The organism is Sphingomonas sp. CROZ-RG-20F-R02-07 (assembly GCF_022662335.1).
Classification (GTDB): domain Bacteria; phylum Pseudomonadota; class Alphaproteobacteria; order Sphingomonadales; family Sphingomonadaceae; genus Sphingomonas.
This window is the reverse complement of the sequence record NZ_JAKNQJ010000012.1, coordinates 51,883-77,027: the sequence shown is the minus strand read 5'-3', so window position 1 is coordinate 77,027 and position 25,145 is coordinate 51,883. Positions and strand designations below refer to the sequence as shown.

General features: G+C 64.7%; 31 protein-coding genes and 3 pseudogenes. 27 read left to right on the top strand and 7 right to left on the bottom strand.

Going from position 1 to position 25,145, the window contains the following annotated elements:
* Together L8H00_RS15400 and L8H00_RS15395 are read left to right on the top strand one after the other, a co-directional pair.
* A partial coding sequence (locus L8H00_RS15400) for a PAS domain-containing hybrid sensor histidine kinase/response regulator (RefSeq protein ID WP_242098187.1) occupies positions 1–1,924 on the top strand: 1,924 nt, incomplete at its 5' end.
* Positions 1,925–2,052: 128 nt separating this feature from the next.
* Positions 2,053–2,579 (top strand): annotated as a pseudogene (locus L8H00_RS15395) (Tn3 family transposase); the annotation flags it as partial.
* Positions 2,580–2,735: 156 nt separating this feature from the next.
* On the opposite strand, the gene L8H00_RS15390 reads toward L8H00_RS15395, so the two are convergent.
* Both L8H00_RS15390 and L8H00_RS15385 read right to left on the bottom strand, forming a co-directional pair.
* Complete coding sequence (locus L8H00_RS15390; protein WP_242098186.1) at positions 2,736–2,939, bottom strand: hypothetical protein; 204 nt, start codon at positions 2,937–2,939, stop codon at positions 2,736–2,738.
* A gap of 58 nt (positions 2,940–2,997) precedes the next feature.
* The gene (locus L8H00_RS15385) at positions 2,998–3,741 is read right to left on the bottom strand and encodes a Crp/Fnr family transcriptional regulator (RefSeq protein WP_242098185.1); all 744 of its coding nucleotides are present in this window, start codon (positions 3,739–3,741) and stop codon (positions 2,998–3,000) included.
* Positions 3,742–3,893: 152 nt separating this feature from the next.
* On the opposite strand from L8H00_RS15385, the gene L8H00_RS15380 reads away from it, so the two are divergent.
* From L8H00_RS15380 to L8H00_RS15325, 12 genes are all read left to right on the top strand, one after another.
* Positions 3,894–4,349, top strand: a complete 456-nt coding sequence (locus L8H00_RS15380) for a DUF2382 domain-containing protein (RefSeq protein WP_242098184.1) — start codon at positions 3,894–3,896, stop codon at positions 4,347–4,349.
* A 17-nt stretch (positions 4,350–4,366) separates the two neighbouring features.
* Positions 4,367–4,993 carry an OmpA family protein gene (locus tag L8H00_RS15375; RefSeq protein ID WP_242098183.1) on the top strand — a complete coding sequence of 209 codons (627 nt, stop codon included), beginning with the start codon at positions 4,367–4,369 and terminating at the stop codon, positions 4,991–4,993.
* A 42-nt stretch (positions 4,994–5,035) separates the two neighbouring features.
* On the top strand, positions 5,036–5,878 hold the full coding sequence (locus L8H00_RS15370; protein ID WP_242098182.1) for a DUF2382 domain-containing protein: 843 nt from the start codon (positions 5,036–5,038) through the stop codon (positions 5,876–5,878).
* 58 nt (positions 5,879–5,936) lie between these two features.
* Positions 5,937–6,326 carry a hypothetical protein gene (locus L8H00_RS15365; RefSeq protein WP_242098181.1) on the top strand — a complete coding sequence of 130 codons (390 nt, stop codon included), beginning with the start codon at positions 5,937–5,939 and terminating at the stop codon, positions 6,324–6,326.
* A 36-nt stretch (positions 6,327–6,362) separates the two neighbouring features.
* Positions 6,363–6,878: a hypothetical protein gene (locus tag L8H00_RS15360; RefSeq protein WP_242098180.1), complete on the top strand. Its 516-nt coding sequence runs from the start codon at positions 6,363–6,365 to the stop codon at positions 6,876–6,878.
* Positions 6,865–7,260, top strand: a complete 396-nt coding sequence (locus L8H00_RS15355; protein ID WP_242098179.1) for a phage holin family protein — start codon at positions 6,865–6,867, stop codon at positions 7,258–7,260. Before L8H00_RS15360 ends, L8H00_RS15355 begins: the two co-directional genes overlap by 14 nt.
* On the top strand, positions 7,260–8,273 hold the full coding sequence (locus tag L8H00_RS15350; RefSeq protein ID WP_242098178.1) for a DUF3618 domain-containing protein: 1,014 nt from the start codon (positions 7,260–7,262) through the stop codon (positions 8,271–8,273). Before L8H00_RS15355 ends, L8H00_RS15350 begins: the two co-directional genes overlap by 1 nt.
* Before the next feature lie 218 nt (positions 8,274–8,491).
* Positions 8,492–9,778 carry a YihY/virulence factor BrkB family protein gene (locus tag L8H00_RS15345; RefSeq protein WP_242098177.1) on the top strand — a complete coding sequence of 429 codons (1,287 nt, stop codon included), beginning with the start codon at positions 8,492–8,494 and terminating at the stop codon, positions 9,776–9,778.
* A gap of 189 nt (positions 9,779–9,967) precedes the next feature.
* On the top strand, positions 9,968–10,885 hold the full coding sequence (locus L8H00_RS15340; protein WP_242098191.1) for a L,D-transpeptidase family protein: 918 nt from the start codon (positions 9,968–9,970) through the stop codon (positions 10,883–10,885).
* A gap of 32 nt (positions 10,886–10,917) precedes the next feature.
* On the top strand, positions 10,918–11,202 hold the full coding sequence (locus L8H00_RS15335; RefSeq protein ID WP_242098176.1) for a hypothetical protein: 285 nt from the start codon (positions 10,918–10,920) through the stop codon (positions 11,200–11,202).
* The gene (locus tag L8H00_RS15330) at positions 11,175–11,447 is read left to right on the top strand and encodes a hypothetical protein (RefSeq protein ID WP_242098175.1); all 273 of its coding nucleotides are present in this window, start codon (positions 11,175–11,177) and stop codon (positions 11,445–11,447) included. Before L8H00_RS15335 ends, L8H00_RS15330 begins: the two co-directional genes overlap by 28 nt.
* Positions 11,448–11,533: 86 nt before the next feature.
* Positions 11,534–12,034, top strand: coding sequence for a ferritin-like domain-containing protein (locus tag L8H00_RS15325; protein WP_242098174.1), 501 nt, complete (start codon positions 11,534–11,536; stop codon positions 12,032–12,034).
* 101 nt (positions 12,035–12,135) lie between these two features.
* Here L8H00_RS15325 and L8H00_RS15320 read toward each other — a convergent pair whose 3' ends face one another.
* The 3 genes and pseudogenes from L8H00_RS15320 to L8H00_RS15310 form a co-directional block, all read right to left on the bottom strand.
* Complete coding sequence (locus L8H00_RS15320; RefSeq protein WP_242098173.1) at positions 12,136–14,247, bottom strand: EAL domain-containing protein; 2,112 nt, start codon at positions 14,245–14,247, stop codon at positions 12,136–12,138.
* Positions 14,248–14,386: 139 nt separating this feature from the next.
* Positions 14,387–14,620, bottom strand: a pseudogene (locus tag L8H00_RS15315) (Tn3 family transposase); the annotation flags it as partial.
* A gap of 56 nt (positions 14,621–14,676) precedes the next feature.
* Positions 14,677–14,946 (bottom strand): HAD family hydrolase, encoded by a 270-nt coding sequence (locus L8H00_RS15310; protein WP_242098172.1) that lies wholly within the window; start codon positions 14,944–14,946, stop codon positions 14,677–14,679.
* 170 nt (positions 14,947–15,116) lie between these two features.
* Here L8H00_RS15310 and L8H00_RS15305 point away from each other — a divergent pair, with 170 nt between their 5' ends.
* The 13 genes from L8H00_RS15305 (at position 15,117) to L8H00_RS15245 (ending at position 22,703) form a co-directional block, all read left to right on the top strand.
* Positions 15,117–15,746, top strand: coding sequence for a hypothetical protein (locus L8H00_RS15305; RefSeq protein ID WP_242098171.1), 630 nt, complete (start codon positions 15,117–15,119; stop codon positions 15,744–15,746).
* A gap of 24 nt (positions 15,747–15,770) precedes the next feature.
* The gene (locus L8H00_RS15300; protein ID WP_242098170.1) at positions 15,771–16,382 is read left to right on the top strand and encodes a hypothetical protein; all 612 of its coding nucleotides are present in this window, start codon (positions 15,771–15,773) and stop codon (positions 16,380–16,382) included.
* The gene (locus tag L8H00_RS15295; protein ID WP_242098169.1) at positions 16,375–17,319 is read left to right on the top strand and encodes a hypothetical protein; all 945 of its coding nucleotides are present in this window, start codon (positions 16,375–16,377) and stop codon (positions 17,317–17,319) included. Before L8H00_RS15300 ends, L8H00_RS15295 begins: the two co-directional genes overlap by 8 nt.
* Positions 17,312–17,545, top strand: coding sequence for a hypothetical protein (locus L8H00_RS15290; RefSeq protein ID WP_242098168.1), 234 nt, complete (start codon positions 17,312–17,314; stop codon positions 17,543–17,545). Before L8H00_RS15295 ends, L8H00_RS15290 begins: the two co-directional genes overlap by 8 nt.
* 316 nt (positions 17,546–17,861) lie before the next feature.
* Positions 17,862–18,173, top strand: coding sequence for a hypothetical protein (locus L8H00_RS15285; protein ID WP_242098167.1), 312 nt, complete (start codon positions 17,862–17,864; stop codon positions 18,171–18,173).
* 53 nt (positions 18,174–18,226) lie between these two features.
* Positions 18,227–18,889: a hypothetical protein gene (locus tag L8H00_RS15280; protein ID WP_242098166.1), complete on the top strand. Its 663-nt coding sequence runs from the start codon at positions 18,227–18,229 to the stop codon at positions 18,887–18,889.
* Positions 18,890–18,924: 35 nt separating this feature from the next.
* Positions 18,925–19,884, top strand: coding sequence for a DUF2493 domain-containing protein (locus L8H00_RS15275; RefSeq protein ID WP_242098165.1), 960 nt, complete (start codon positions 18,925–18,927; stop codon positions 19,882–19,884).
* 94 nt (positions 19,885–19,978) lie between these two features.
* Complete coding sequence (locus L8H00_RS15270; protein ID WP_242098164.1) at positions 19,979–20,203, top strand: hypothetical protein; 225 nt, start codon at positions 19,979–19,981, stop codon at positions 20,201–20,203.
* A 366-nt stretch (positions 20,204–20,569) separates the two neighbouring features.
* A complete protein-coding gene (locus tag L8H00_RS15265; RefSeq protein WP_242098163.1) occupies positions 20,570–21,028 on the top strand; it encodes a hypothetical protein in 459 nt (152 codons plus the stop codon).
* 190 nt (positions 21,029–21,218) lie between these two features.
* Positions 21,219–21,494: a hypothetical protein gene (locus tag L8H00_RS15260; RefSeq protein WP_242098162.1), complete on the top strand. Its 276-nt coding sequence runs from the start codon at positions 21,219–21,221 to the stop codon at positions 21,492–21,494.
* Positions 21,491–21,889, top strand: coding sequence for a hypothetical protein (locus L8H00_RS15255; RefSeq protein ID WP_242098161.1), 399 nt, complete (start codon positions 21,491–21,493; stop codon positions 21,887–21,889). Before L8H00_RS15260 ends, L8H00_RS15255 begins: the two co-directional genes overlap by 4 nt.
* A 53-nt stretch (positions 21,890–21,942) precedes the next feature.
* Positions 21,943–22,230: a hypothetical protein gene (locus L8H00_RS15250; RefSeq protein ID WP_242098160.1), complete on the top strand. Its 288-nt coding sequence runs from the start codon at positions 21,943–21,945 to the stop codon at positions 22,228–22,230.
* The gene (locus L8H00_RS15245; RefSeq protein ID WP_242098159.1) at positions 22,227–22,703 is read left to right on the top strand and encodes a DUF6884 domain-containing protein; all 477 of its coding nucleotides are present in this window, start codon (positions 22,227–22,229) and stop codon (positions 22,701–22,703) included. The genes L8H00_RS15250 and L8H00_RS15245 overlap by 4 nt, the downstream gene beginning before the upstream one ends.
* A gap of 53 nt (positions 22,704–22,756) precedes the next feature.
* Here the strand turns inward: L8H00_RS15245 and istB are convergent, their stop codons facing one another.
* Together istB and istA are read right to left on the bottom strand one after the other, a co-directional pair.
* Positions 22,757–23,485: an IS21-like element helper ATPase IstB gene (gene istB, locus L8H00_RS15240; protein WP_242098158.1), complete on the bottom strand. Its 729-nt coding sequence runs from the start codon at positions 23,483–23,485 to the stop codon at positions 22,757–22,759.
* A pseudogene (istA, locus tag L8H00_RS15235) lies at positions 23,472–24,984 on the bottom strand (IS21 family transposase). The gene istB and the pseudogene istA overlap by 14 nt, the downstream one beginning before the upstream one ends.
* Positions 24,985–25,145: the final 161 nt, after the last annotated feature.

Genomic DNA, 25,145 nt, shown 5'->3' with positions numbered 1-25,145 from the left:
GCTCTTAGGTTGGCGCGAAGCCGAGATCGTCGGGGAGAGTGCCTGTCTCTTTTTCACGGAGGAAGATCAGGCGCTGAATGTTTGCGACCAGGAGATGATGAAGGCGGCGCGCAGCGGGCGCGCGGAGGACGAGCGCTGGCACCGCCGTAAAGGCGGCACGCGCTTCTGGGCGTCGGGCCTCATGATGCGCTTCGATGCCGACGATAGCGACGAGCATATCGGCTATATCAAGATCCTTCGTGACCGGACGCCTCAGCATCAGGCGGAGCAGTCGTTAAAGGATAATCAGCGCCAGCTCGAAACGGCGATGGCGGTGGGCAAGCTTGGCAATTGGCGGTTGGACGTCGGGACCATGCGGCTCACCTCTTGCCCGATCACCAAGGCCCATTTCGGCAAATCGCGCGATGCGGAGCTGAGCTATGGGGAGTGGCTAGCGGCGGTCGACGAGGAGGACCGGGATCGGGTCCGGGAGGCCATCCGGCATGCTCTAGATAGTGGCGAAGCCTATGACGCCGAGTACCGCGTGACATGGCCAGACGGAACCTGCCATTGGGTCCATGCCCGTGCGCAGGCGCATTATGCCGACGACCGGACGCCGACCGCACTCACCGGCGTCACCTCCGACATCACCGAGCGCAAACGCGGCGAGCAGGCGCTGGAGCAGCTTGCGCTCAACCTGGAGCATGCCGTCAACGCTCGCACTGCCGACCTCACCGCCGCGAACGAGCAGCTTCGGCGGGAGATCGTCGAGCGACAGCAGGCCGAAGAGACCCTGCGTCAGGCACAGAAGATGGAGGCGGTTGGACAGCTTACCGGCGGTGTGGCGCACGACTTCAACAATCTTCTTACGATCATCCGCGGCAGCGTCGACCTGCTGCGGCGCCCCGGCGTTACGGAAGAGCGTCGCGAGCGGTATATCGAGGCGATTTCCGAGACGGCGGATCGCGCCAGCGCGCTCACCGGGCAGTTGCTTGCCTTCGCCAGGCGGCAACCGCTGAAGCCGCAGGTGCTTGCGGTTGCCGACCGGATGCCGGGGTTGACCGACATGGTCAGAACCGCGGTCGGACCCAAGGTCGAGATCGACATGGAAATCGCGGACGACGCATGGCCGATCATGGCCGACCCCGCCCAGTTCGACACGGCGCTGCTTAACCTGGCGGTGAACGCCCGCGACGCGATGGAAGGCAGTGGCCGGTTGTCGTTTTCAATTCGCAACGTCGACACCATCCCCGCCCGTCGCGGCCATGCGGCCTCATCCGGCGAGTTTGTCGCAATCGAGGTTCGCGACACCGGACCCGGCATCCCCCCGGCGCTGCTGGACCGCGTGTTCGAGCCCTTCTTCACCACCAAGAGCGTGGGACAAGGAACCGGGCTGGGGCTCAGCCAGGTCATTGGCTTCGCCAAACAGTCTGGCGGCGACATCATCGCCGATGGCGTGCTCGAACAAGGGGCAAGCTTCCTCCTCTACCTGCCGCGCTCGCATCATCAGGTTGCGACCACACCAAAGCAAGCCTCGAAAGAGCCGGATGCGCCGCGTGGCGAAGGCTGCGTGCTCGTGGTTGAGGACAATAGCCATGTTGGCGAGTTTGCGACCCAGATGCTCAATGATCTGGGCTATTCGACGACTTGGGCCGCAAGCGCACAGGAGGCACTCGACCTCGTTCAGTCGCACCCTGACCGGTTTGACGCCGTGTTCTCCGATGTGGTCATGCCCGGCATGAACGGCGTTGAGATGGCGCTGCGCTTGCGGGAAACAAACCCGGAGCTCCCGGTGGTGCTGGCAAGCGGCTATAGTCAGGTCCTCGCCGAGGAGGGCAGCCACGGTTTCGAACTGTTGCAGAAGCCCTATTCGGTCGACAAGCTTTCGCGCACGCTTACCGACGTCATGCGTCACAAATGTGACAAGACAAGAGCACGCGGCTAGGTTCACGAACCCTTTCGTCGTTCTTCGATCTCGTAGAACAACCATCGAACAGCGCGTCCCGCCAGGGCGCCAATCCCCGAATGTGCGGATCAGCAATCACCCTCTCGTGACCGATATAATAGCTCAGTTTATTGCGGCTGGTCGCCTCGATCCGGGCGGGTACGGTGAGTGCGTCGACCATGCTCCGCAAGCTGGTGAGTTATCCGCGCCAGAACCCGGTCGCCCGCGCGCTGCGCGAGATCGGGCGGGTCGAGCGCACCTTGTTCATGCTCGACTGATTCGACAATCCCGAGCAGCGACGCCGCACCGGTTTCATCCTCAACAAGGGCGAGGCCCGCAACGCGCTCGCGCGCGCCATTTTCTTCAACCGACTGGGCGAGCTGCGCGACCGCACGTTCGAGAACCAGCGGCACCGCGCGTCCGGGCTGACGCTGGCAACGGCCGCGGTGACGCTCTGAAACACCTTCTACCTCGACCGCGCGGTCCAGCATCTCCGCTCGATTGGCGTCGACGTTCTCAACGATCTGCTCGCCCACGTCGCCCCGCTCGGCTGGGAGCATGTGGGGCTTACCGGCGACTATTTCTGGAGCGAGGTGGACAAGCCCGCGAGCGGTTCAGGCCGCTCCGCATCAACCTGGCCGACCGCAGGGCTTAGCGTACGTTTTTGGGCCTTCTACCGGTCCTCGTGACGACGCCAAAAGCCTGCCCTGGTGGTGCAGCGACATTGGCGAGGGGAGTTGAGCGGCGCCGGTCGGGCGGCATACCATCAGCGAACAGCTCAGCTGAACAGCTCGCGGGTGCTCGCTCCGACTCAGTCGCGCCGATCCCGAGCGAACTGCGCTGGCCACCAAGCGATCTGATCGTCGATCATGCCGGGTACCTCCGCGAGACTGTCCAACGCCCAGCGGCAATGGCGGGTGATCTGCAGGGCGAAATGAGCTTTCTCAGGATCGTCAATCTGCTCGGCAATGCGTTGCATTACGCCGATCTCGCCAGCCAGTTTCTCGAGCTCCACGTGCCGGTCTTCTCCACAAGGTGAGTCGATGGCCCCTACCGCGCCTGCAGTACCGCCGCTAGTCGTTGCACTCCGGGCTAGGACCGTCGGTGAGGAGGCGACCTTGCTCGCGGCAGACCAGGCCATAGCATTCGCACGCAACCGGGTTAAGGGCTGCTCGGTCGACGACCGCAAGCTGGCTGCGCCGGTTCTCGATCATGCCCAGCCGGCGTAGCTCGCGCAGCACGATGCTTACGGCGTTGCGCTTGACTCCCAGCATCTCGGCCAGCGACGCCTGGGTAAGCGGCAGCAGATCCGAGCCACTGCGATCATGCGTCGTCAAGATCCAGCGGGCACAACGCTGGCGAACCGAGTGGATCGCGTTGCAGGCGACGATCTGGAGCGTGGTTCGCAGCAGTACCTCTCGGTAGCGGGACACCGCAGAGCAGAGGCCGACGCTCGCATCCACCATATCTTCGAACCCTTGAGCGCTTACCCGGATCGCGCTGCCGGGGACCTGGACCAGGAAGCGGCTAAAGGCCGGATCGACATAGCCGCTAGCCGACGTCGCCACCACGCCTTCTCGGCCAATCGTCATCGTTTCGACAGCCCGTCCGTCATGCATGACCGCGACCAGCGAGATCATACCAGAGAGGGGAAAATAGACGTGCGTCAAGGCGTCATCGGGTTCGTAGAGGACCTCGCTTTGGCGGAGGTCGATCTCAGTGCAAAACAACATGAGCGCCTGTTGCTCGGTCTCCGGCACCCGGTCGAGCAAGCCGTTACCGACGGGCCAATAAGCGAGCGGCCTGCCTTCCTGCATGGTCGGACCATCCTCCTATTGCATGGTAGGTAAACACCCGCGAGGCGCTCAGGACAAGAGCACGCCTGCAAATGCGGAAATGTCTCAATCTGAAGCTAAACCCCTGGAACTAACCGCACGTTCCCCGGTTTTGCATCCTAGAATACACTGGCTTGCGTGATCGCTGGCTTGCCGCGTGTACCGATCCCTCATCGTTCGATGAAGAGCATTTCGGAGGCCACGTGACGGAAGCTGACGACCAAAAGACCACGGTCCCCATAATTGAAGAAGTGGCGACCGTGTCCAAGCGGATAGTCGAGAGCGGCCATGTCCGGGTTCGCACCGTCGTCGAAGAGGGCACGCACGACGTGGCCGCGCAGCTCGCGCGTGAGGACATCCAGATCGAGCGCCGCGTGGTCGAGCGCGAGGTGTCCGCCGCGCCAGCCCCCTATTATGAGGGCGAACTGCTGATCATTCCGATCATTGAAGAGCGAGCCATCGTGGAGACGCGGCTATTCGTCGTCGAGGAAGTCGTCGTCCGCCGAGTGGCGCGTATCGAGGACGTTCAAGTTCCGACCACACTTCGCAAGATGCGCGCCGTCGTCGAGCGCGACGGCGACCAAGTCTAAAACAGGAGGGACGATTAATGCCAGGACCGAACGATCATAAGCCGGGCGCACCAAGTCATGTTCATATTCAGAAGAACGCTCAACCGGCTTGGCTGAAGGCGCTGGCGTGGATAGCATTGGCGCTCGGCTTGCTCGCGCTTATCCTCGGCCTGAGCCGGTGCCATAAGGAAGACACGGTTGGCGTTGCGCCCGCGCCTGCTCCGAGCAAAGTGGTCGCGCAAACCCCGAATGCGGCGAAATCGGCGGCCCTAGTCGGCACCTCCGGTCTCGGCGCCTATCTTGGCGGGGCCGAGGCGACACCGCGCACCTTCACGTTCGAGAAGCCCAACTTCGACACCGCCAAAAGCGACATTCGTGCGGCCGATGCGGCGGAAGTCGACCAGGTGGCGGCAACCTTGAAGCAGTATCCGACCGCCCATATCCGGATCGCCGGCTATGCGGACTCGCGCGGCAGCGATGCGGCCAACATGGCGCTGGGCAAGGCGCGCGCCGAGAGCGTCAAGACGGCGCTTGTCGGCAAAGGCATCGATGCCGGCCGCATCGACACCGCCTCAGGCGGCGCGACCGATCCCGTCGACACCAATGCGACGGCGGGTGGTCGTTTCGAGAATCGCCGTACCGAACTCGTCGTAACGGCGAGGTAAGCAGCAACCCTATCATTTCCGACTTTTACTCAGGAGAAGATCATGTCCAGCACCATCACTGCCTTGTTTGACAATCGCGCCGATGCCGAGGCCGCCAAGGAGCGGCTGAAGGCTGCCCGGGTCGATGTCGACCATATCCACATCCACGACAAGACCAGCCCCGGCTACAATGCGTCCGGCTATTCGACGCACCAGGAGCGCGGCATGTGGGACTCGATCAAGCATGCCTTCCTCCCCGACGAAGATCGCCATACCTATGAGGAAGGCGTTCGCCGCGGCGGCGTACTGCTGACCGCCGATGTCGAAGACGCCCGTGTCGACGAAGCGGTCAAGGTGCTCGAGGACGCCAACAGCGTCGATATCGATGATCGGTCGAGCGAGTGGCGTTCGTCCGGCTGGGACTATCCGGCAGCTGGCGCCGGCGCTGCCGGCTTGGGCGCGCTTGGTGGCGAAAAGACGCTCGAGACCGACCGCAGCCGCGGCGTCGGCGCAGAGCGCGAGGAAGTCGTTCCGATCATCGAGGAACAGCTCGTTGTCGGCAAGCGGGACGTCGACCGTGGCGGCGTGCGCGTTCGGTCCTATGTGACCGAGACGCCGGTTCATGAGCAAATCCGTCTGCGCAACGAGCAGGTCCATGTCGAGCGTCGCGCGGTTAACCAGCCGCTTTCGGCCGCCGAAGGCGATGCGTTCCGTGAGCGCACGATCGACATGACCGCGACCGGTGAAGAAGCGGTCGTCGGCAAGACCGCCCGCGTCGTCGAAGAGGTCGTCGTTTCCAAGACCGCGGAAGAGCATGTCGAGGAGATCGAGGATACGGTGCGCCGCACCGACGTCGAAATCGATCGCGACGCCGACAAGCTTGGTCGCACCGACAAGCGTCTCTAACGCAATCAGAGCCTGCGCGGTTAGCTCCGCGCGGGCTCTTTCATAACGAGCATCGGCGATGCGAAGCGAACATCTCGAAACGATCGGACGAGGCGCGATCCGTTCTGCGGCTCTTGCGGCTGTGCTGGGGGTTGCCGTCCTCACTGGTTGTGACGGATCGCATGAAAAGGCCGGCAAGCAAGCGGACGAAGCCGCAGGCATAAAGCCAGGGCTATTTCGCGAGGGGCCGCAGCAGCGGCTCGGCAAGCTTGAGGACCGAGCCGAGCATGCCCAAGCGCGCGCGATCGATGCCCGTGCGGAGGCGCTCAAGGATCAGGCGAAAACCGTGCGCGCGTCGGCAGATAGTCAGGCGGATGCGCTCGAGCGTCAGGCCGCCGCGGTCCGTGCGCAGGCCACGTCGACCGGCAAAGCACTCGACAACCGGGCGGACGCCATCCGCGGCAAATGACGGCCGATCAGGCTGACCACATTTGAGGAGATGATGATGCAAGACCCTACCGACCGTCCGACAAGCTTTCCGACGTCTACGCCGCAAGGCTCGCCATCTGGAACAACCTCCAGCACCACCGGCGTCACAGACCAGGCGAAAGCGGTCGCTGGACAGGCGGCCGACAAGGCGTCGACGCTGGTGGACCAGGTGAAGGACAAGGCGGTCGGCGCGGTCGAAGGTCAGAAGGCTGGTTTCGCCGACCAGCTCGACGGGCTTGCCGATGCCGTCCACAAATCGGGTAAGCAATTTAGCGGCCAGCAGGATTGGATCGCCGGCGCCATCGAGCGTGGCGCGGCCGAGCTGTCGACGCTCGCCACGTCGCTTCGCGAAAATGACGTGACCGCGCTTTTCGGACAGGTGCGCACATTCGCTCGCCAGCAGCCTGCGGTGTTCATCGGCGCCTCTTTTGCCGCTGGGTTTGCGCTCGCCCGCTTCGGCAAGATCGTCGCTGCCGATGTGTCGCGGGACGATCTGCCGACGCTCCCGGAGGTCGGTCATGGACAGGGTTGAGCCGCGCACGACGCATAGTCTCGGGGAGATCGCGGGCGGGCTTGCCGGCGACGTCCAGGACCTCGTCAAGGGCGAGCTGAAGCTGGCGCGCGCCGAGTTCGACCAGAAGCTCCACGGGCTGATCGCTGGCGCGATCTCGCTCGTCGGCGGTGCCTTGGTGGCGTTCGCAGGGCTGGTCGTCCTGCTCGAGGGCGGTGCCGCCATTCTGGCCAGGTGGATACCGACCTGGGCGTCGTTGCTGATCGTCGGCGCCGTGATCGTGCTCGTGGGCGGTCTGATCGCCCGGGGCGGTCTCGCCAAGCTGTCGCTTAAGAACATCACGCCAGACCGCACCGCTGCCAACCTCAGCAAGGATGCGCGGATCATGAAGGAGCATTTGTAATGGTCGAGTTGACCGAAACCGCCGCAATCGAGCACGAATTGGCCACGACGCGTGCGCGCATGGACCACCGGCTCGACGAGCTCCAGGATCACCTGACCCCCAAGCAGATGCTGAACGATGCCTTCGCCTATTTCCAGGGCGGTGGTGGCGCCGATTTCACGCATGGATTGGTCGCCAAGCTCAAGGCCAATCCGCTGCCGGCCGCACTGGCGGGCGTCGGGATCGCCTGGCTCATGGCATCGAGCAGCAGGCCCGCATCGCCGGTGCGATCATCGCGGCCCGCTCGCGAGCCAGATTATATCGTCCGTCTTCGTGATGCCGAGGCGGGCGTGGTGCGTGCCCACGACGAACATCCCGATGCACACGCTTCGCGTCTGGATGAGGCCCGGGGCAAGGTGCTGGGTGTAGCACGCGACGCGTCCGACACCGCGCAGAGCTATGGACAGAAGATCAAGGACGCAATCGCGTCCGCAGCGCAGAGCGTCCGCGAGACTGCGCATGATCTGACGGCCCAGGCGAGCGACACTGCAGGCAATATCGGTGACCGCGCGCAGCGCGGCGGCGCAGCGGTTCAACAAGGAGTAGGCACTATGGCACAATCGACGCGTGAGGCGCTCGCCTCGGTCACCGGCAACCCCTTCGCGCTCGGCGCCGTCGCCGCCATCGTCGGCATCGTCGCCGGCTCGCTGATCCCGACCAGTGACGAAGAACAGCACGCCCTTGGCGCCACGGCCGACCGGCTGCGCTCCGCTGGACGCGATCTGGCGCAGGACGTGGTCGACCGTGGCGGACGCGTCGCCAACGAGGCGCTTGGCGCGGTCAAGGACAGCGCACAGGCACATGGGCTGACGACGGACAAGCCGATCGGAGACGTGGTCGCGGATCTGAAGAGCGGAACGCTCGCCGATTCCGTCAAGCAGGTCGCCTCTGAGGTGGTCGATGCCGGCAAGCAAAGTGCGCAGACGCACTTCGGCGGCGGTGACGGCAACGCTCCATCGGGTGGCACCAACTGACAGCGGCGAGGCTGGCAATGGCTGGCCTCGCTCGTCACGGTCTTGGCCCGAAGGACGATGTGGACCGCACCAAACCTGGCCTACTTCTGCTGAGTGTGATCGTGCTTATCCTGACGATCTGGACGGCGTGGGTCGCGGCGTTGGGTCAGCCGGGTAGCCGCCACCCGCTACCATTGCCTGGGCGATGAATAGGCGGCTGCATCGAGCAAGGTGAACCAATGGCCATAGCGCATGCCCCCAATCCTGATGAAAAATCGCGCGGTCGCGGCGCCATATCGCCCTTTGCTATACCTGCCGCTGGGTGGAAGGATATCCTGACCCGCACGTGGAAGGAGGCCGGCGAGGATAATGCCGGCCTCGTGGCCGCCGGCGTATCGTTCTACGGGTTCCTCGCGCTCGTGCCGCTGCTCGGTGCGATCGTGCTCAGCTACGGTCTGATCGCCGAGCCGTCCTCGGTCATGCGAAACATGCAGAACCTGACCTCGGTGATGCCGGCCGACGCCGCCAAGCTGATCGGCGAGCAGATGATGAACGTCGTCAAGACGTCGGGCACCAAGAAGGGGTTCGGGCTGTTGCTGGCGCTGGCGCTGGCACTCTTCGGCGCTCGCAACGGCGCCTCCTCGATCGTCACCGCGCTCAACATCGCCTATGAGGAAAAAGAAACCCGGAGCTTCATCCGCCTCAATCTGCTCGCGTTGGCGATCACGGCTGCGGGCGTGGTGGTCGCAATTATCGCGTTGATAGCGATCGCCGCTCTGGGCCACCTTGAAACGCTGTTTCCCGGCGCGCCAGGCTTCGTCCTCGTGGCTGGCAAGATCCTGTCCTACCTTTTGGTTGCACTTGGCGGGGCAGCGGGTGCGGCGACGCTCTATCGCTATGCCCCGAACCGCCGGACGGCCAAATGGGTGTGGCTGACCCCCGGATCGCTGTTCGCGGCCGTGGCATGGCTCGCGCTCACCATCGGCTTTGGTATCTACGTCGCGAGTTTCGGCAATTACAACGCCACCTACGGATCGCTCGGCGCGGTGGTCGTCATGCTGACGTGGCTCTATCTCTCTTCTTATGTGCTGCTGCTGGGCGCGGAGCTGAACTCCGAGCTGGAGCATCAGACTGCCCGCGATACCACCACGGGCGCCGAGCAACCGCTGGGATCGCGCGGCGCGCGTTCCGCCAATACGGTCGTAGGAGCTGAACCGCCAGCGCCCACCCCGCGCGCCGAGGCCGTGTCGGATCACGCGGTTACCGCTGACGCGCGGTCAAGCCCGACCAAGGATTTCTTGACGTCTCGAGCAGCGCAGCGAGCGGGTGGCCTGGCCGGCCTCGATCGCGTCGGCGTTATACCCAGCCTCCTGACGACGGGCGGCTTGGCCCTGCTCAAGCGACGCGAGCGAGCGCCCGCGGGACTGGCGCTGTTGGCAGCGGGCGGGCTGCTCGCCTGGGTGAGTGGGAGGCAGCCACCAGCAGCGCCGCCATCGTCGTCCCTTAATCATAAATCCAAGCGTTGAACCCAAGGACTGTCTATGCGCCGCTATAATCGACCTTCCATTCTGCTGCTTGCCTCCACGGTGGGTATGGGTTCTGCGCAAGCGCAACCCGCGCCGGAGCCTCAGAAGGCACCGGCTGCCCCGGCCTCTGCCAATCCCCCCGCCGCCGCAGCCGCTTCGGCGAAAGCCGCTCCGCAAGCGTCTGCTCAGATGGCCGACGCGAAGATCATGCAGTCGCAGGTGATCCTCGACCGTCTCGGCTTTTCGCCCGGCGTGATTGACGGGAAGCAAGGCTTCACGCTTAAACTGGCGCTTTCAGGCTTCCAGCAAACCCGCGACCTTCCAACCACCGGCACGCTCGATCCTGCCACTGCCGCGGCACTCGCCAAACTCGCCGGACCGCCGCCGGAGCTGGAGGTGACCCTTACCCCGGCTGACGTCGCCGGCCCCTATGTGGGGCCGCTGCCAAAGCGCGAGGACGATCAGGCGAAGCTGCCATCGCTAGGCTATGCCAACATCCTGGAGATGCTGGCGGAGCGATACCATACCACGACGGCGACGCTGATCGCGCTGAACTCACCCGATACGAAGCTGATCGCGGGCGCCAAGATCAAGGTCCCGAACGTCGCGGTCGCCGCGCATGACTATCCGGCTGCCCTCCCCGATGGCTATAAGCAGACGCTGCTCGGGCTTAATGTCGCTTCGGGGCAGCCGAAGGCCGATCACCTCGTTGTCTCGAAATCGCATAAGAGCCTGTCCGTTTTCGACGCCGACAACAAGCTGCTCGCGCAGTTTCCGGTGACGACGGGCAGCCAGCACGACCCGCTGCCGATCGGGCATTGGAAGGTGGTCGGGGCTTCCTACAATCCGGAGTTTCACTTCAATCCCAAGCTGTTCTGGGACGCCAAGAAGGGGGAGAAGAAGGCGACGCTCCAGCCTGGCCCGAACGGCCCGGTGGGGGTCGTATGGCTTGATCTCTCCAAGGCGCACTACGGAATCCACGGCACCCCCGAACCTCAGAATATCGGGCGCACGCAGAGCCACGGTTGCATCCGCATGACCAACTGGGATGCTGCGCGCCTGTCGTTGATGGTGAAGCCGGGTACGCCAGCGATATTCCAGGGTTAGGCTTGATCCGGTTCGAGTAGATGAGCGTCGCAATGGCCGATTCACCCACCAGCGATCATGTCGAGGAAACGGTGCAGCGGCTCGTCCAGATGCATGAGGCGCACGATCGCGACGCGTCGCCCATGCAGCGGGTGGCGAACCGGGTGACTGGCGCCCTGGGCAAACCGACCTTCGTGGCGACGATCCTCCTCTTGATCATCGTGTGGATGATCGGGAACTACATCGCCAGCCGGATCGGCGTGCGGGCGCTAGACGGTTCCCGTTCCCCGATCTGGCGTTCTTCGCGACGGTGGGTGCACTCATCGTCGCGCTGCTGATCCTCACCACCCAGCGTCACGACGAGGCGCTTGCCGAGAAGCGCGCGCAGCTGACTCTTCAAATTGCGATGCTGAGCGAGCGTAAGACAACCAAGATCATCGCGCTCCTCGAGGAACAGCGGCGCGACAATCCCCTGCTGGTGTCTCGCGTCGATGCCGAGGCCGACGAGATGGGCCAGGTCTTGGACCCCCTGGAAACGCTCGGAAGGATTGAGCTCGCACGGTCGGACGGGGATGCGAGCTAAGGAGGCGCGGGAACATTCGGTCCGCCGTCCGGTTGCCATCACGTCGATGACCTGTGCGGTGTCGATGATCCTACAGGGAGAACACCATGCCTGCCCCCGAAGATTTTGACGAGATTTATACCGATGAGCTGAAGGACCTCTGGTCGGCGAACGACCAGATGAGCCGCGTCCTCAAGAAGCTCACCCCAAAGGCCAAAAATGCCAAGCTGAAGGAAATGCTTCAGCAGTCCCAAGAGGGCATCGCCAAGCACACCGATGTTCTGAAGGAGCTGATCGCGGCTGCCGGCGAGAAGACCAGCAAGGAGCATTGCAAGGGCATGGAAGGCTTGGTGGCCGAGGCCACCAAGCACTGCATTGAGGAGGCTCCCAAGAAGGGGCCACTCCTCGATACGCTCATCGTCGCGCAATATCAGCGGATGACCCACTATGGCATCGCCGGGTTCGGCACGGCAGCGGCTTACGCTGAGGCGCTCGGGAAGACCGAAGATGCGGAGAAGCTCAAGGCCGCCACAAAGGAAATCTACCAGGGCGACGATTACATGAATCAACTCAGCCAGACGGTGAATGCTGAAGCCGAAGGCGCTTGAGTGTTAGGGCCGGCCGTGGTGCGGCCGGCCCTGTTAATGTTCTGAACCCATCTACCGTCGCGGCAGGAACCTTGGTCGTGTTCATCGACGCGGAGCCAGGGTCATGCAGCGATCTTCAAGGTTGACCCTTCCTCGACAATGAGAAACCGGTGGAGATGAGCGACCATCTCGTCTGCGTTCACAGCTGTGAAGTCAAAGCCGCTTGATGCGGCATAATGGCCGAACTTTTGCTGTTTGGCTTCGTCATTGCCAACAAAGGCCATTGCCCAATTGGGGAAGACCCGCGCCTCGACAGGTTCGAAGGACAGCAGCCGCACCTCAGCATGCCGATAATCGAGCTGAATGCGTTCGAAGACCTGTTCGACGGCGTCCATTGCTCCTTCCAAGACTTGGGCGAAGAAGCCGTCCGTGAACATCAGAGCGCCGGTCACACCGACCTCGGCATTGTTGCGCTGCGACGCTGCGAGGATGGCATCGACCGAGGATGTCACCTCCTCGTCCAGTCCGAAAATGGTGTTCCTGCTGTAGTAGACCAGCCGATAGAGATTTGTTTCCTGCGCCGCGGCCGTGGCCTCGGCAGCGGCAGGCATTTCGGAGGCCGGCACGATCGGTTCCTGCGGAGCACGTAGGGCTTTGAACAGGGCCGCAACCTCGCCGGCGGGCACCGGTCGGCTGATCAGAAACCCTTGCACTGAGCCGCACCCGCTGAGGGCCATCATGCCCATTTGGGCCTCGGTCTCAACCCCCTCGGCGATCGTCGACATGCCCAGATGCTTGCCGATCGCCGCGATCGCACGGACGATGGCCTCGTTCTTGGCGACATCGTCTCCGCGAACGAAACTCTGGTCAATCTTGATCTTATCGAAAGGGAATGAGCTGAGATAGCTCAGCGACGAATATCCGGTGCCGAAATCATCCATTGACACGCGCGTGCCGAGGTCCCGGAGCCGATGCAGTGTCTCGACGCACCCTGAAACATCGCTCATCAGTACGCTTTCGGTAATCTCGATCTCCAGGCGCGACGCCGCGATGCCGGCACGCACAAGCGCGTCCTCTACGGCACGCACGAGCTTTCCGCTGGCCAGCTGTTTGGCAGAGACGTTGACCGCGATCATCACATCCTCAGGCCAGCTCGCCGCGTCCTCACATGCCTGACGGACGACCCATTCGCCGAGCGGCACGATCAGGCCTGTCTCCTCTGCCAACGGAATGAAGTCGTTCGGCACTACCATGCCCCGCGTGGGATGACGCCAGCGCAGGAGCGCCTCCATGCCCGTCACGGCGCGCGACGCGATGTCCATCTGCGGCTGGTAATGCAGCTCGAACTGCCGAAATGCGAGCGCGCGGCGCATATCCTGTTCCAGTGCTCGGCGCGCCTGCATCGCCTCATCCATATGCTGCTCGAAGAAGGTATAACGGCCGCGGCCGCCTTCCTTAGCGCGGTACAGCGCGATGTCCGCCTGCTTGAACAATCCATCGCTTGCGGTCGATGCAGAGGCGATCGCAACCCCAATGCTGGCGCCGACGTCTATCATATGGCCCTCAATCACGTACGGACGACTGAGTACCTCGACCAGTCGCTTGGCCAGCGTCTCTGCCCCGCCCGGCTGTTCCGCACCGACCTGGAGAACCGCGAACTCGTCTCCGCCCAGCCGCGCCACAGTGTCGGTCGCACGCAGCGACGCCTTCAACCGGTCCGCCACCTTGGACAGAAGCGCATCGCCAATTGGGTGGCCGAGCGTGTCGTTCACCGTCTTGAAGCGATCGAGGTCGATCATCAGCAGCGCGGTGGGCTGCGACGCGTCGGTGACGGCACGCTCTACCTTTGGTAGCAGCGCGGATCGATTGGGCAGGCCGGTCAGGCTATCGTGCGTCGCCACCTCGCGCGCCATTGCTTGAGCGTCGACCCAGCTCGTCACATCATTCAGCTGGCATAGCCAGCCCCAGCCGGAGACGTTCCTGGTTGACACGGTTAGATGCCGGTCGCCGCGCTGTACCGCGGTAGCCGTTGGCTCTCGGAAGGCTGAGGGTTTATCGCCGAACAAGCAGAAAAAGTTGGTTGTCCGGGCCTGATCCTCGGCCAAGCCAGCGGTCGCCAGGAAGGCGGGATTGACCTCGACGAGCGCGCCGTCCTCGTCGTACAGCGCGAGACCCGTCGGCAATTCCTCCATTAATCGCAGATCGCTGGCGCTTGGTGCCTGGTCGCTTCTCATCATCCCACTCGTGCAGCCATTCGAAGTCGTCCTGCATAAGGTCGACCCGCTAACACTCCTTTAAGCAATGGCAGCCGATTAGAGGGCGATGCGCTGAACCCACGCTAAACAACGCTAAGGGAGGACGCCCAGCGAACGGTCAGGTAGCTCGGCCGTCCCCGGCGATGTTGAGCGGCTTTCGGCGCGTCCGTTCGGCAGCGCGATCGCACAGAAAGTCGCCGGAGAGCGCAATATGCTCCCACCCGACCGGTGATCTATGGGGGAGCAGCTCGGAATCGACAAATGCGCCCGAGGCGCGGAGGTGGCAGACCGCGTCGGCGATATAGGTCGAGTTTCAGTAGACGATCGCGGCGATGACCAGGTTCAAACAGGCGCAGGCCCTTGGCGGCCAAGTTCGCGAGGGCGAATGCTCTTCCGGCGTCGTCTACGTCATGCGGGAGGAAGCTCCGCCTCAATCAGGTCGGGCAGCCCGGATAGGTTTGGCAGGATGCCGATCGGGCTCCAGCGCGGATCCATCTGTTCGTCCAAGCGGTTGATCCAGACCACTCGGACGCCGAGCTCGTGGCATAGCTGCAGGTCGGTCATCTGCCCCATGCCGACGTGCAGCGTCTCCCCTGGATCGACACCCATGGTCGAGTAGGCGTGGTAGAACAGTCGGTGGTTCGGCTTGTAGGCGTGCGCCTGCTGGGCCGTGATCACGAAGTCGATCGGTACACCGAGGGAGCAAGCTCAGCACGGCTTGGCGGCACGGCTAAGACGCGGCCTCCCGATCGGCCGACCCTGTAGGCGGGATGCTCTGACCAAAGCCCAAGGGAGGAGAGGGAGCCTTCGGCCTTTTGGGCGCGCCCTGGCGCTCAGGAGGTTCGGCCATGTTCTACGACACCCACTACCGCCACAACGAGGCGCTTTCGCTCGATGCACTTGGCACCCTCCCTGCGGCGCTCCACGCGCTCAATGCGGCCGTCGACGACTGCTCCCGCGCCGGCAAGCCGCTCGACCGCGATGCCGCGATCCTGCTGCTGATCCGTAACCTCGCCGACGTCGCTGAGCGCGACGCGGCCAGCGTCAACACCTTGCGCCAGCGCTGCGCGCATGACCGCGTTGCGGTCATCGCCGCGCCCGCACTGCTCGACATCGCCGGCAACAACATTGCCGGGAACGACGCTGCCAAACGGACCTTCCACTACCAGGCCCGCCGCGCGCTGGTCGCGCTGCTCGCCGCGATCGGCCTCGATCCCGACGACGCCCGCATCAACACCTCCATCCGCGGCAACGATGACGAGGGGACAACCGAGATGCGCCACGCTGACCTTGCGATCCGCATCGTGCCACGCGGCTTCGTTCTCGACACCGAAATCTCCTTCAACCGCTGCCGTGACGGGCAGGACGTCGGGCGCGCCTACCGCGCGCCGATCGCCGAGCTGCTGGACGCGAGCGCGTTCCAGCGTCGCCTCTCCACCACCATCGGCGAACTTGGCGCAACGCGTCTCGCCGCCTGAACCTCAGACCACTGGAAAAATCTTATGGGTTGGCTCTTCATGCGCGATATGGGCGGCTACGCCACCCCGCGCTCCTATCACGACAACCAGTTCACCTACCAGCGCGACACGCACCGTCTTACCGTGCTGGCATCCGCCATGGTCGGATCGACCTATTACGCCGCTTGCGAGCGCACCGCGGACGACGCCGAACGGATCGTGTTCGGCATCGTCTGCCTCACCAAGGCCAGTACCGGCGCGCGCGACGGCTGCACGTTCGGCTACAAGGATATGGATGAAACGGTCGGGCCGAACGAGAGCGAGTGCCCGGCCGCGATCCTAGACGAGCTGACCGCTACGGACAGCGAATACGCCCTAGCATGGCGCGCGCGATGCCGCGCCAACCTGCTCGCGAAAAAGCTCGACCGGGCCAAGCCTACCCCGAAGCCCGGGCAGACCATCATCTTCGATGAGCCCATGCGCTTCAGCGACGGCAGCGACCGCAGCCGTTTCGAGGTGGTCGCCAATCCCAAGGGCAAGACGCCGCTATTCCGCGACCCGGAGAGCCGCGCGATCTGCCGCATCCCGGCATTTCGCAGGCGGGCGTACCGCATCGTCCATGCGGCGATCGTCGTGAGGGATGCGGCCAGTGGCTGACCGCCCGCCCGTCATCGCCGCGTGGGGTGCCGGTGTCGATTCTACCGCCATGATCGTAGAACTCGCCGAACGCGGCGAGCCCATCGACATGGTTCTCTTCGCCGATCCCGGCGCCGAGAAGTCGGCGACCTATGCCTTCATCCCCATGTTCCGCGCCTGGATGTCCGAACGCGGCATCGCGTCCGAGATCGTCCGCTACCAGCCCCGTAACTTCAAGCATTGGCCGCCCTATGCGGGCATTGCCGAGAACATGCTGACCAACGCCACCCTGCCCTCCGTGGTCTTTGGTGGGGGGTCGTGCTCGCAAAAATGGAAGGCGGCCCCGCAAGATGCCTGGACCGCCCAGTGGGAACCCGCGCGCCGCTGCTGGGACGAAGGCGGGCGCGTCGTCAAGCTGATCGGCTACGACGCCTCTGGACGCGACACGCAGCGTTACCATCACGCGGTCGGGTGCGAGGATCCTCGCTACGCCTACCGCTACCCCTTGCGGGAATGGGAATGGGCGCGCGCCGACTGTGAGGCGCGCATCACGCGCGCCGGCCTCCCCGTCCCGCCCAAGTCGAGCTGCTACTTTTGCGGCAGCATCAAGCCAGACGAGGTGCTGGAGCTTTCACCCGACGAGCTGCGCGTAATCGTGCTGATGGAGGCACGGGCCAAGCCCCGCCTCCGCAACGTCGACGGCCTCTGGCGCAAGCCGGTGCTTGGCCGTCGCGGCGCGACGCCGCGTCCCGGCAGCATCACCGAGTTCATCCGCGAACGCGGTCTCCTGTCGCCTGCCGAAGTCGACCGCATCATCGAGACCGCGCCGACGGCGCTGCTCAATTTTCAGGCAGTTCAGGCGGCCCTTCCCGTCGAGCATCGCGCCCCTATGGGGCGCTGGCTCGATGACTTCCATCGCGCGTCCGACGCGCTCGCCGGAGACCGTCACCATGCCTAATCCGATCATCAAGCAATTCGTCGTCGAGGGTACGGCCGACTTCCCGATCGCCATGCTGAACGTCGACGAGTGCTGGCCGGCACGCGCCGGAGACGCGGTTGCGATCGCGGGCGACCATTCGGCCCAGCGCACCACTTTGCTGCGCAAGATCATCCTTGCCACGGTCTCGAAATATGCGCCAAGTCGGCAGCGCTGGATTGCGCATGGCTGGCGCGTCCTCGACTGACACGCCGCAAGGCCCGTCCGTGACAATCCGGAGGCTGTATGACCGACTTCCCGTCGTCCACAGGCGATCTCCAGCGCCAACGCGCTGCACTCGATCTCGTCGTGCGAGCGCTTGCCTTGTCGAGGGGACCGGCGCTGCCGCAAGCGACTACGCCCGCCACCTCGAACAGGCTCTCGCGACAGCGGCCCAGTACGGCGTGACCCCCGCCTCCCGCGCCGCTTAGCCAACAACAAGACGTCCCCTCGCCCCGGCATGAGGGGAGGATTCCTTCGGATTGTGAGCTTCTGGCTCACCTATGAAGAGAGGATCTTCCGTCATGCACAGCGTAGCCGTTTACCTCACCCAACGCGTCTACGGCGGTCCTGAAGAAGGTGGCTGGTGGTACGACGCCGGCGAACTCTGCACCGATCCGGCGCTGACCGCCTTCGGCATCACCTTACCCGACGGCCACGAGGACCGTGCCCGACGGATGTCGGTCGAGGTTCAGGCGCATCTCGATCGCGACTGGAACACCGGCGATCACGCCCGACCGACCAGCAGCGTCCTTTCCACTGGGCGCTTCGAGGCTCGCGTCCACGATGGCTGGCCCCCTAACGCCTTTCCGGCCGAGCGTCCCCGCTACGACTGATCCGGAGCGATTAGGGTCCGCGATCTCGCCAAAACCTTCAAGGAGTCCGTCCGATGAAGACCTTCACCATTCACTGCGAATACCCAGCCCATTATAGCACCGAACTCACAGTCGAGGCGGAGGATCTCGTCGGCGCCTGTCGTGCCGCGATCGATGCGTCGCATACGACCGACGGGTGGAAGAGCCTGGACACGGAGCATCCCACCTACGTTACCGCGATCGCTGAAGGAGCCGGCACCGATCCTTGGCGCTTCGTCCCCGATGGAGATGATATCTCCGTCCTGCCCGTCCCGCGCCTGTTCTCGAATGTGGCAGCGTGCGCGGGCTATGCCGCGACCCGGAGCGAGGATCTGGTCGACCAGCTCCACATCATGATCGATGCCATCGGTGCCGATGGCGGCTTGAGGATCACCCCAGCGGCGATGGTACGCCTGTGTACGACGGGGCAGGCCATTCTCGACGACATCGCGACGTTCGGGTTGAGCCCGACAGTTCCGAAGGCGGCAGCAAGCGTGGTCCCGGCTGCGCCCGACGGCCTTCCGCCAGAGGAATGCGGCACATGGGCGGTCGCGAGACCCCCGCAACCGCAAAAATCCGGGCCGAGTTGCCGCTGCGCGGCTGCCCGCTCCACCCCGGTTTTTGCGGTTTCCCTGCGCTGCGCTCCGGTGCGGGGGCCTCTCATTCGACCGCCCAGGAGGTGCGCATCCGGCGGATAGGCCGCCGGCCTCGATCAGATGAAGGGCTTGACCCCATGACCACTTCCCTTGCTGCCGCACTCTCCGCTCTGGAGCTTGGACACCTCGAACCCCGCGCCGAAGACGTTTCGGGCATGTGCCCTCCCTCGACCGATGCACTGGAGCAAACCACCACCGCAATCTGGAGCGACCTGTTCGCAACCCTCCAGAACACGTCGCTCGAGCGCGACATCAAAGAAATGGGCTGGGGCCTGGTCAACCTCTTTCACCGGGCCGCGGCGAAGAAGCACGCGACGATCGACCGCCTCACCGACGAGATCAGGCTGTTGCTGGCCGAGCAGGACGGTTCGGAAATCAACACCTCCAATCTCGAGGACAAGATCGACCTCGCCAAGAAGATCGAGGAGGCCGCCACCTGCTACGAGCTGATGCGCGACACCGCAGCGGCGCATTACATCCGCGAGACCGGTCGTTCCTGGATCCCGTCGACCGGCAACCGCATTTCGCTCGGGGTGACATCGGCAATCGTGGACGGACGAGCGTTCCTCCAGGCTCGCCGCGATCGCAAACGCGATGCCAATACGGCACAGGGCACCCCCGTCGTGTTCGCCGGTGGGAGGCTGACCTTCAGGACCGACGAGGACATGAAGGCGTTCGGCGACAATCTCCTGCGCACCCTCAACGCGGTCCGGGAGCGCGTCGGGGACATGTATCTCATCCATGGCGGCGACATGAAGGGTATCGAGCGCATCGCTGCCTCCTGGGCCGAACAGCACGGTGTCCAGCAAGTCCGCTTCAGCTTGGATCGCAAGCTCGGAGATCGCGCCGGCTTTCGTCGCAACGAGCAGATGCTCTCGCTGAAGCCCCGCTACGTCATCGCCTTCCAGGGCAACGGCGTGACCGAGCGACTGGTGATCGACGCCAAGAAGGCCGGCATCCGGGTGGTCGATCGCCGCGGCCCGCTCGGGACCCCTCCTGCCGCTCAGAACGCTCAGCGCGACCGCAAGGTCGCCTGAGCTTCGGCGAGGCCGCTGGCTTTGGCCAGCGGCCTCGCCCTTGCGGCTTCGCCGCAGGGTCACTCTCACTTCCACCCATACAAGGAGTAACCCGATGCCTCGCCCCAACCCGTTTCAGACGGCTGCGCATTGCTGGCGCTTCGCGCTGCGCCGCGCAGCCGCTGACGGCGACACCTATCACGTCGTCATGACGGACGATCCCGCCGCTCCGCGTGCGGTCCTGTCCGACCGCGACCTGTTCGCATCCGAGGATCTCACGCCTGGGGACATCGAGGCGTCCTGCGATCCTTTCCTGCTCGGCATCGCGACGGGGGGCTAAAGCCACCCTCCCGACCACCACCAAAGCCGGGCAAAGCGGTTTGCCGATCACGACCAACGATTGTTAGAGGTGAACCGATGAAACCGCTTCGACAAGCAACGGACATAATGGGCAATCGAATCGATCGCGACACCCGGCGCGCGCGTCTCCTGGCAGCACGTCGCAAGCCGATCGGCAGCATCCCGCGCAAAGGGATACTGGGCGGATCTTGGGATGGCGGGAGCGTCGTCGGAGCCTTCCGCGATGGCCGCGGAACCTTCGTCCAGACCGTCACCGAATAGCCGCCCAGTCGCGATACGCTAAAGAGAGGAGAGGCGACTTTACGGCTTTAAGCGGTCCGATCCCGGTTCGCGCGGAGCCACCACCATGATCCAGACCCTGACCATCGGCGCAAGCCCGGCCGAGGAGGACTGCGCCCAGCTCGGTCGCACCCCCGACTTCCAACGGCTCAACCGCCTCGAGGTCGACTGCTACCAGGCCGCCCTCGTCGCGCGCTACGGACCGCCGCCTGTCGGCGCCGCCTTCGCGCGTGACACCTCAACCCATGATTTCGGGCGCTACACCGAACTCGCGCTGTGCTTCGATCCTTCGGACGAAGCCCATGCGGATTACGCCGCCCTCTTCGACGAGGGGCTCGGACGCTGGTTTCATGCCGGCTTCACCGCGCCGGTCGAATATCCCGACAGCGCCTCGCCAACGATCCACCACGCGGATCTTGCTGCCGCGATCCGCTCCGCGACCAGCATCATGCGACCGCCCTTCCCCGATGGCGAACAGGCGATCGCCAACCTCCGCGCCCATTATCCGGAACTGGTCGCGGTCTGATGGCCCGCGACTGCTTCCGGCACCCGCGCCACGTCATCCAGCCTCTCGTGATCGGGCGACAGCCCGATCTCTTCGACGGCCCGACGGTGACGCATGAACGCCCGCCCAAGCCCGTTCCGCACACCTGGAGCCAGGACTTCCTTCGATACCTCCGAGCCACGGGCTCCAACCCCGAATGAGGACGCCGACCATGACCGACAATTGCGTACCCGCCCGCGTCCCCATGCCGGCCTGGACCGACGAGGAGCTGCGCACACTTGTCGATTTTCGTCGTCGCAACGGACGATGCTGGAAAAACAAGCTGCTTGACCTCTACCTATTCGGCAAAGACGACAGCGAGCCGAACGGCGCTGCACTACGCTGGATCCGCAACCGGCAGGGTCCGAGCCGGGTCCATGCGCTGCCGAAGGCGATGCTCGACGACGCCGAGGCGCGTCTCGCCGCAGCACCAGAGCAACGGCCATGAAGCTCTACCGCCTGACCATCGACAATCGCGCCCAGTATGTCGGCACGCAGGCCGACGCTCGCGCCACCAAGCGCGAGACGGGGCAGACCTGGGCGGAGGTTGAGGTTCCCACCGACAAGGCCGGCCTAATTGCCTTCCTCAACGAGAACGCCGTGGCGATGCCGGCGCCCCTCGCACCCAAACCGCCAACCACTCCCGCGCCCGCGATTCCGCTGCACGTCGAGGCGACGGCTCCACCCAAGGCCCTCGATGCGACCAGCGTCTTCGCACGAATGGACAATCCGAGCCTTAGCATCGACGTGATCGTCGAAGGCATAGCCGCCATGAAGGGCGGCTACGCCCTGAAGCGGGTGGCCGGCGCGGTCGCCATCCGCTTCGAGGAACTCTCGCGCTGACCCTTGCTGTTCGCGATTGCACCCAACGCCCTGCTCGACGAGGATATCGACCCATGAGCCGCCATGATTTCCAGAACGGCCACACCCGGGTCTCGATTGGCTGGGACGCGCCCCTCGCCTCCTTCTTCCTTCAGGTCTGGACCGGCGACGGAAAGGATGAAGACGAACCGCCCGCTATCTGGCTCGGGGGCTTCTACGGCGAAGTCCACGCTCCCGACCCGCTGATCGTCATCGCACGCCGCCACATCCCCAATTTGCCGGCGACGCTCCATCGCCAGCTCACCGTCGACCAACTCGGTGCCCCGGCGCGGCCGCGCCGCCCGGGCCTGATCGACCCGTGACGAGCGGCACGACACTGGCGCCGCCAATCTACCTCGTCGCCTGCGTCTCGCAGAAACTCGACCGGCGCGCTCCCGCGGCCGAACTCTATCGCTCCGACTGGTTCCGCAAAGCGCGAACCTACGTCGAAGAGACAGGCGAGCGCTGGTACGTCCTGTCGGCCGCACACGGCCTCGTGGAGCCCGCCAAGCGCCTTTCGCCCTATGACGTCACCCTCCGCGACCTGACGGCCGCAGAGCGGCGTCTGTGGGGCAAGAAAACAGTCCGCCAGCTACGCCGAGCGATCGGGCCGCGCTACGCCGGCCCGATCGTCTTTCTCGCCGGTCGACTCTACTGCGAACCGCTGCTCGCCTTTGTCAATCGGCGTCCAAAAAGGACCCCCTATCGGCGTCCAAAAGGGACCCCCTTTGTCGAGCGGTGTGACGGGTATGGCGGGCGTGCCGTTCGCGCTGGTTGCGGCGTAGGGCGGGCGTAGCCCGACCGGAGGCGCAACCAGCGCGAAGCATCTTCTGCCGGTGGTCCCGGGCGTCAGCTGCGGTGCTTGAAGCGCCAGCTGTCGTTGCCGGTCTCGACGATGTCGCAGTGGTGGGTGATGCGGTCGAGCAGCGCAGTGGTCATCTTGGGGTCGCCGAAGACGGTCGGCCACTCGCCAAAGGCCAGGTTCGTCGTCACGATGACGGAAGTGCGCTCGTAGAGCTTGCTGACCAGATGGAAGAGCAACTGACCGCCCGAGCGGGCGAACGGCAGATAGCCCAGCTCGTCGAGCACCACGAGGTCGAGCCGGGAAAGCTGGGCCGCCAGCGTGCCGGCCTTGCCGAGGCGGTTCTCCTCCTCGAGCCGGTTCACCAGGTCGACCGTATTGAAATAGTGCCCGCGGGCACCGGCCCGCACGACGTTGGCGGTGATAGCGCTGGCAAGGTGTGTCTTGCCGGTGCCCGTTCCACCGACCAGCACGACGTTGCGCTGGCCCGCCAGAAAGGACCCGCCGTGCAGCGAGCGCACCAGACCCTCGTTGATGGGCGTGCCGTCGAAGACGAAGGCGTCGAGGTCTTTCACCGCGGGCAGCTTGGCGGCCGACATTCGGTAGCGGACCGACGCTGCATGGCGGTGGGTTGCCTCGGCACGCAGCAGGTCGGTCAGGATCTCCATCGTCGTACGCTTGCGTTGCAGGCCGGTGGTCACCGCTTCGTCGAAGGCGCCGGCCATGCCCTTGAGGCCGAGCCCCGCCATCGCCGTCATCATCTCATGCCGCTGCATGGAGGCCCCGCAGGCTGTCGTAGCGACCGCAGTCGGCACGCGGCGGATGGCGAAGCGCCAGGTCTTCGGGCGTGACGATGGTCAACGGTCGTGGCGGTTCTCGCCTGCGGGCCAGGATGTTGAGGATGACGTCGTCGCTGGTGACGCCGGCCAGCAGCGCCTCGCGCACGGCTGCTTCCACCGCCTCCAGCCCGTCGTCGAGCACGGCCGCCAGCACCCGCACGAACCGCCGGTCGGCATCGTCGCCGGCGCCGAGCTTGCGCCGCAGTCGTGACAGCGCAGGCGGCAGCTCCCAGCCCTGGAACGGCGCACCGTTGCGCAGGGCGCCGGGCTTGGTCACCAGCACCGGCAGATAGTGCCACGGGTCGTAGATGGTCTGGTCACGACCGAAGAACCGGGGATGGTCGGCAACGACCTCACCGTCGCAGCGCACGACGATGCGGTCGGCATAGGCGCGGACCTGCACAGTGCGCCGCACCACCCTGGCAGAAACGGAGTAGCGGTTGCGGTCGAAGCTGATGAGGCATGTGCCGCTTACCGCATGCTCGCTCTCGTAGAAGCCGTCGAAGGGCGCGACAACAGGCTGGAGCACCGCCCGTTCGGCTGCCCATGCCTGGGCGACCGTCAGCTCCTTCTGCTCGGAATGCTGGTGCAACTCGGCCCAGCGCCGACACTCAGCCTCCAGCCAACCGTTCAGCTCCTCCATGCTGGCAAAGCGCAGGCGTGGCTGGAAGAACCGGCCGCGTGCCGTCTGCACCTGGTTCTCGACCTGACCCTTCTCCCAGCCGGCTGCCGGCGAACACGCCGTCGGTTCGACCATGTAGTGGGTTGGCCATGACCAGGAAGCGTCTGTTGAAGACCCGTTCCTTGCCTGTGAACACGCTCGTCACTGCGGTCTTCATGTTGTCGTAGATGCCGCGTGTCGGCACGCCCCCGAAGAAGGCGAACGCCCGCGCATGCGCGTCGAACAGCATCTCCTGCGTCTCGCGGGGATAGGCTCGCACAAACATCGTTCGTGACGCGCATAGCCGCACATGCGCGACCTTCACGCGCACGGGCAAGCCCGCGATCTCGACGTCCTCGTGGCTCCAGTCGAACTGATAGGCCTCGCCAGGCTGGAACAGCAGCGGAATGAACGCTGGCGCATCCATCACATCGCGACGCCGCGCCTGACGCCAGCGTGCCGCATAGCGGCGCACCGCGTCGTACGAGCCGTCGAACCCCTCGCGCAGCAGCAGATCGTGGATGCGCGTGATGCGCAGCTTCTCGCGACGCGGCCGCGCCTCGTCTTCTTCGAGCAACACATTCAGTCGCGCCTGGAACGGCCCCAGCTTGGGTAGCGGCTGAACCTCGCGCCGGTAGCTCATGTCCGCCTCCGGCGACCGGATCGCCTTGCGCACTACTTTGCGAGACAAATGCAGATCTCGCATGATCGCCTTGATGGCTTTCCCCGCCGCGTGTTCGCGCCGGATCCTCAACACCGTCTCCAATACCAACATCCCGATCTCGCCGCCTGACACACCGCCAAGCGAACAGCCTAGACCACCGGGATGAGGGGTCCTTTTTCGACGCCGATCACCCCGCTACCGGGGTCCCTTTTCCACGCCGATCCACACCTCGCCTTCGCCGGCGAGCGCGCTACCATCCCCATGCTCGGCAT

Bases quoted from the DNA above. Each gene is read 5' to 3' on its own strand.
- L8H00_RS15325 (WP_242098174.1), top strand. From the start codon at position 11,534: ATGCCTGCCCCCGAAGATTTTGACGAGATTTATACCGATGAGCTGAAG.
- L8H00_RS15365 (WP_242098181.1), top strand. From the start codon at position 5,937: ATGCGAAGCGAACATCTCGAAACGATCGGACGAGGCGCGATCCGTTCT.
- L8H00_RS15320 (WP_242098173.1), bottom strand. From the start codon at position 14,247: ATGAGAAGCGACCAGGCACCAAGCGCCAGCGATCTGCGATTAATGGAG.
- L8H00_RS15360 (WP_242098180.1), top strand. From the start codon at position 6,363: ATGCAAGACCCTACCGACCGTCCGACAAGCTTTCCGACGTCTACGCCG.
- L8H00_RS15265 (WP_242098163.1), top strand. From the start codon at position 20,570: ATGATCCAGACCCTGACCATCGGCGCAAGCCCGGCCGAGGAGGACTGC.
- L8H00_RS15370 (WP_242098182.1), top strand. From the start codon at position 5,036: ATGTCCAGCACCATCACTGCCTTGTTTGACAATCGCGCCGATGCCGAG.
- L8H00_RS15375 (WP_242098183.1), top strand. From the start codon at position 4,367: ATGCCAGGACCGAACGATCATAAGCCGGGCGCACCAAGTCATGTTCAT.
- L8H00_RS15385 (WP_242098185.1), bottom strand. From the start codon at position 3,741: ATGCAGGAAGGCAGGCCGCTCGCTTATTGGCCCGTCGGTAACGGCTTG.
- L8H00_RS15350 (WP_242098178.1), top strand. From the start codon at position 7,260: ATGGTCGAGTTGACCGAAACCGCCGCAATCGAGCACGAATTGGCCACG.
- L8H00_RS15270 (WP_242098164.1), top strand. From the start codon at position 19,979: ATGCCTCGCCCCAACCCGTTTCAGACGGCTGCGCATTGCTGGCGCTTC.
- L8H00_RS15345 (WP_242098177.1), top strand. From the start codon at position 8,492: ATGGCCATAGCGCATGCCCCCAATCCTGATGAAAAATCGCGCGGTCGC.
- L8H00_RS15255 (WP_242098161.1), top strand. From the start codon at position 21,491: ATGAAGCTCTACCGCCTGACCATCGACAATCGCGCCCAGTATGTCGGC.
- L8H00_RS15275 (WP_242098165.1), top strand. From the start codon at position 18,925: ATGACCACTTCCCTTGCTGCCGCACTCTCCGCTCTGGAGCTTGGACAC.
- L8H00_RS15250 (WP_242098160.1), top strand. From the start codon at position 21,943: ATGAGCCGCCATGATTTCCAGAACGGCCACACCCGGGTCTCGATTGGC.
- istB (WP_242098158.1), bottom strand. From the start codon at position 23,485: ATGCAGCGGCATGAGATGATGACGGCGATGGCGGGGCTCGGCCTCAAG.
- L8H00_RS15335 (WP_242098176.1), top strand. From the start codon at position 10,918: ATGGCCGATTCACCCACCAGCGATCATGTCGAGGAAACGGTGCAGCGG.
- L8H00_RS15300 (WP_242098170.1), top strand. From the start codon at position 15,771: ATGGGTTGGCTCTTCATGCGCGATATGGGCGGCTACGCCACCCCGCGC.
- L8H00_RS15285 (WP_242098167.1), top strand. From the start codon at position 17,862: ATGCACAGCGTAGCCGTTTACCTCACCCAACGCGTCTACGGCGGTCCT.
- L8H00_RS15280 (WP_242098166.1), top strand. From the start codon at position 18,227: ATGAAGACCTTCACCATTCACTGCGAATACCCAGCCCATTATAGCACC.
- L8H00_RS15340 (WP_242098191.1), top strand. From the start codon at position 9,968: ATGGCCGACGCGAAGATCATGCAGTCGCAGGTGATCCTCGACCGTCTC.
- L8H00_RS15355 (WP_242098179.1), top strand. From the start codon at position 6,865: ATGGACAGGGTTGAGCCGCGCACGACGCATAGTCTCGGGGAGATCGCG.
- L8H00_RS15290 (WP_242098168.1), top strand. From the start codon at position 17,312: ATGCCTAATCCGATCATCAAGCAATTCGTCGTCGAGGGTACGGCCGAC.
- L8H00_RS15260 (WP_242098162.1), top strand. From the start codon at position 21,219: ATGACCGACAATTGCGTACCCGCCCGCGTCCCCATGCCGGCCTGGACC.
- L8H00_RS15305 (WP_242098171.1), top strand. From the start codon at position 15,117: ATGTTCTACGACACCCACTACCGCCACAACGAGGCGCTTTCGCTCGAT.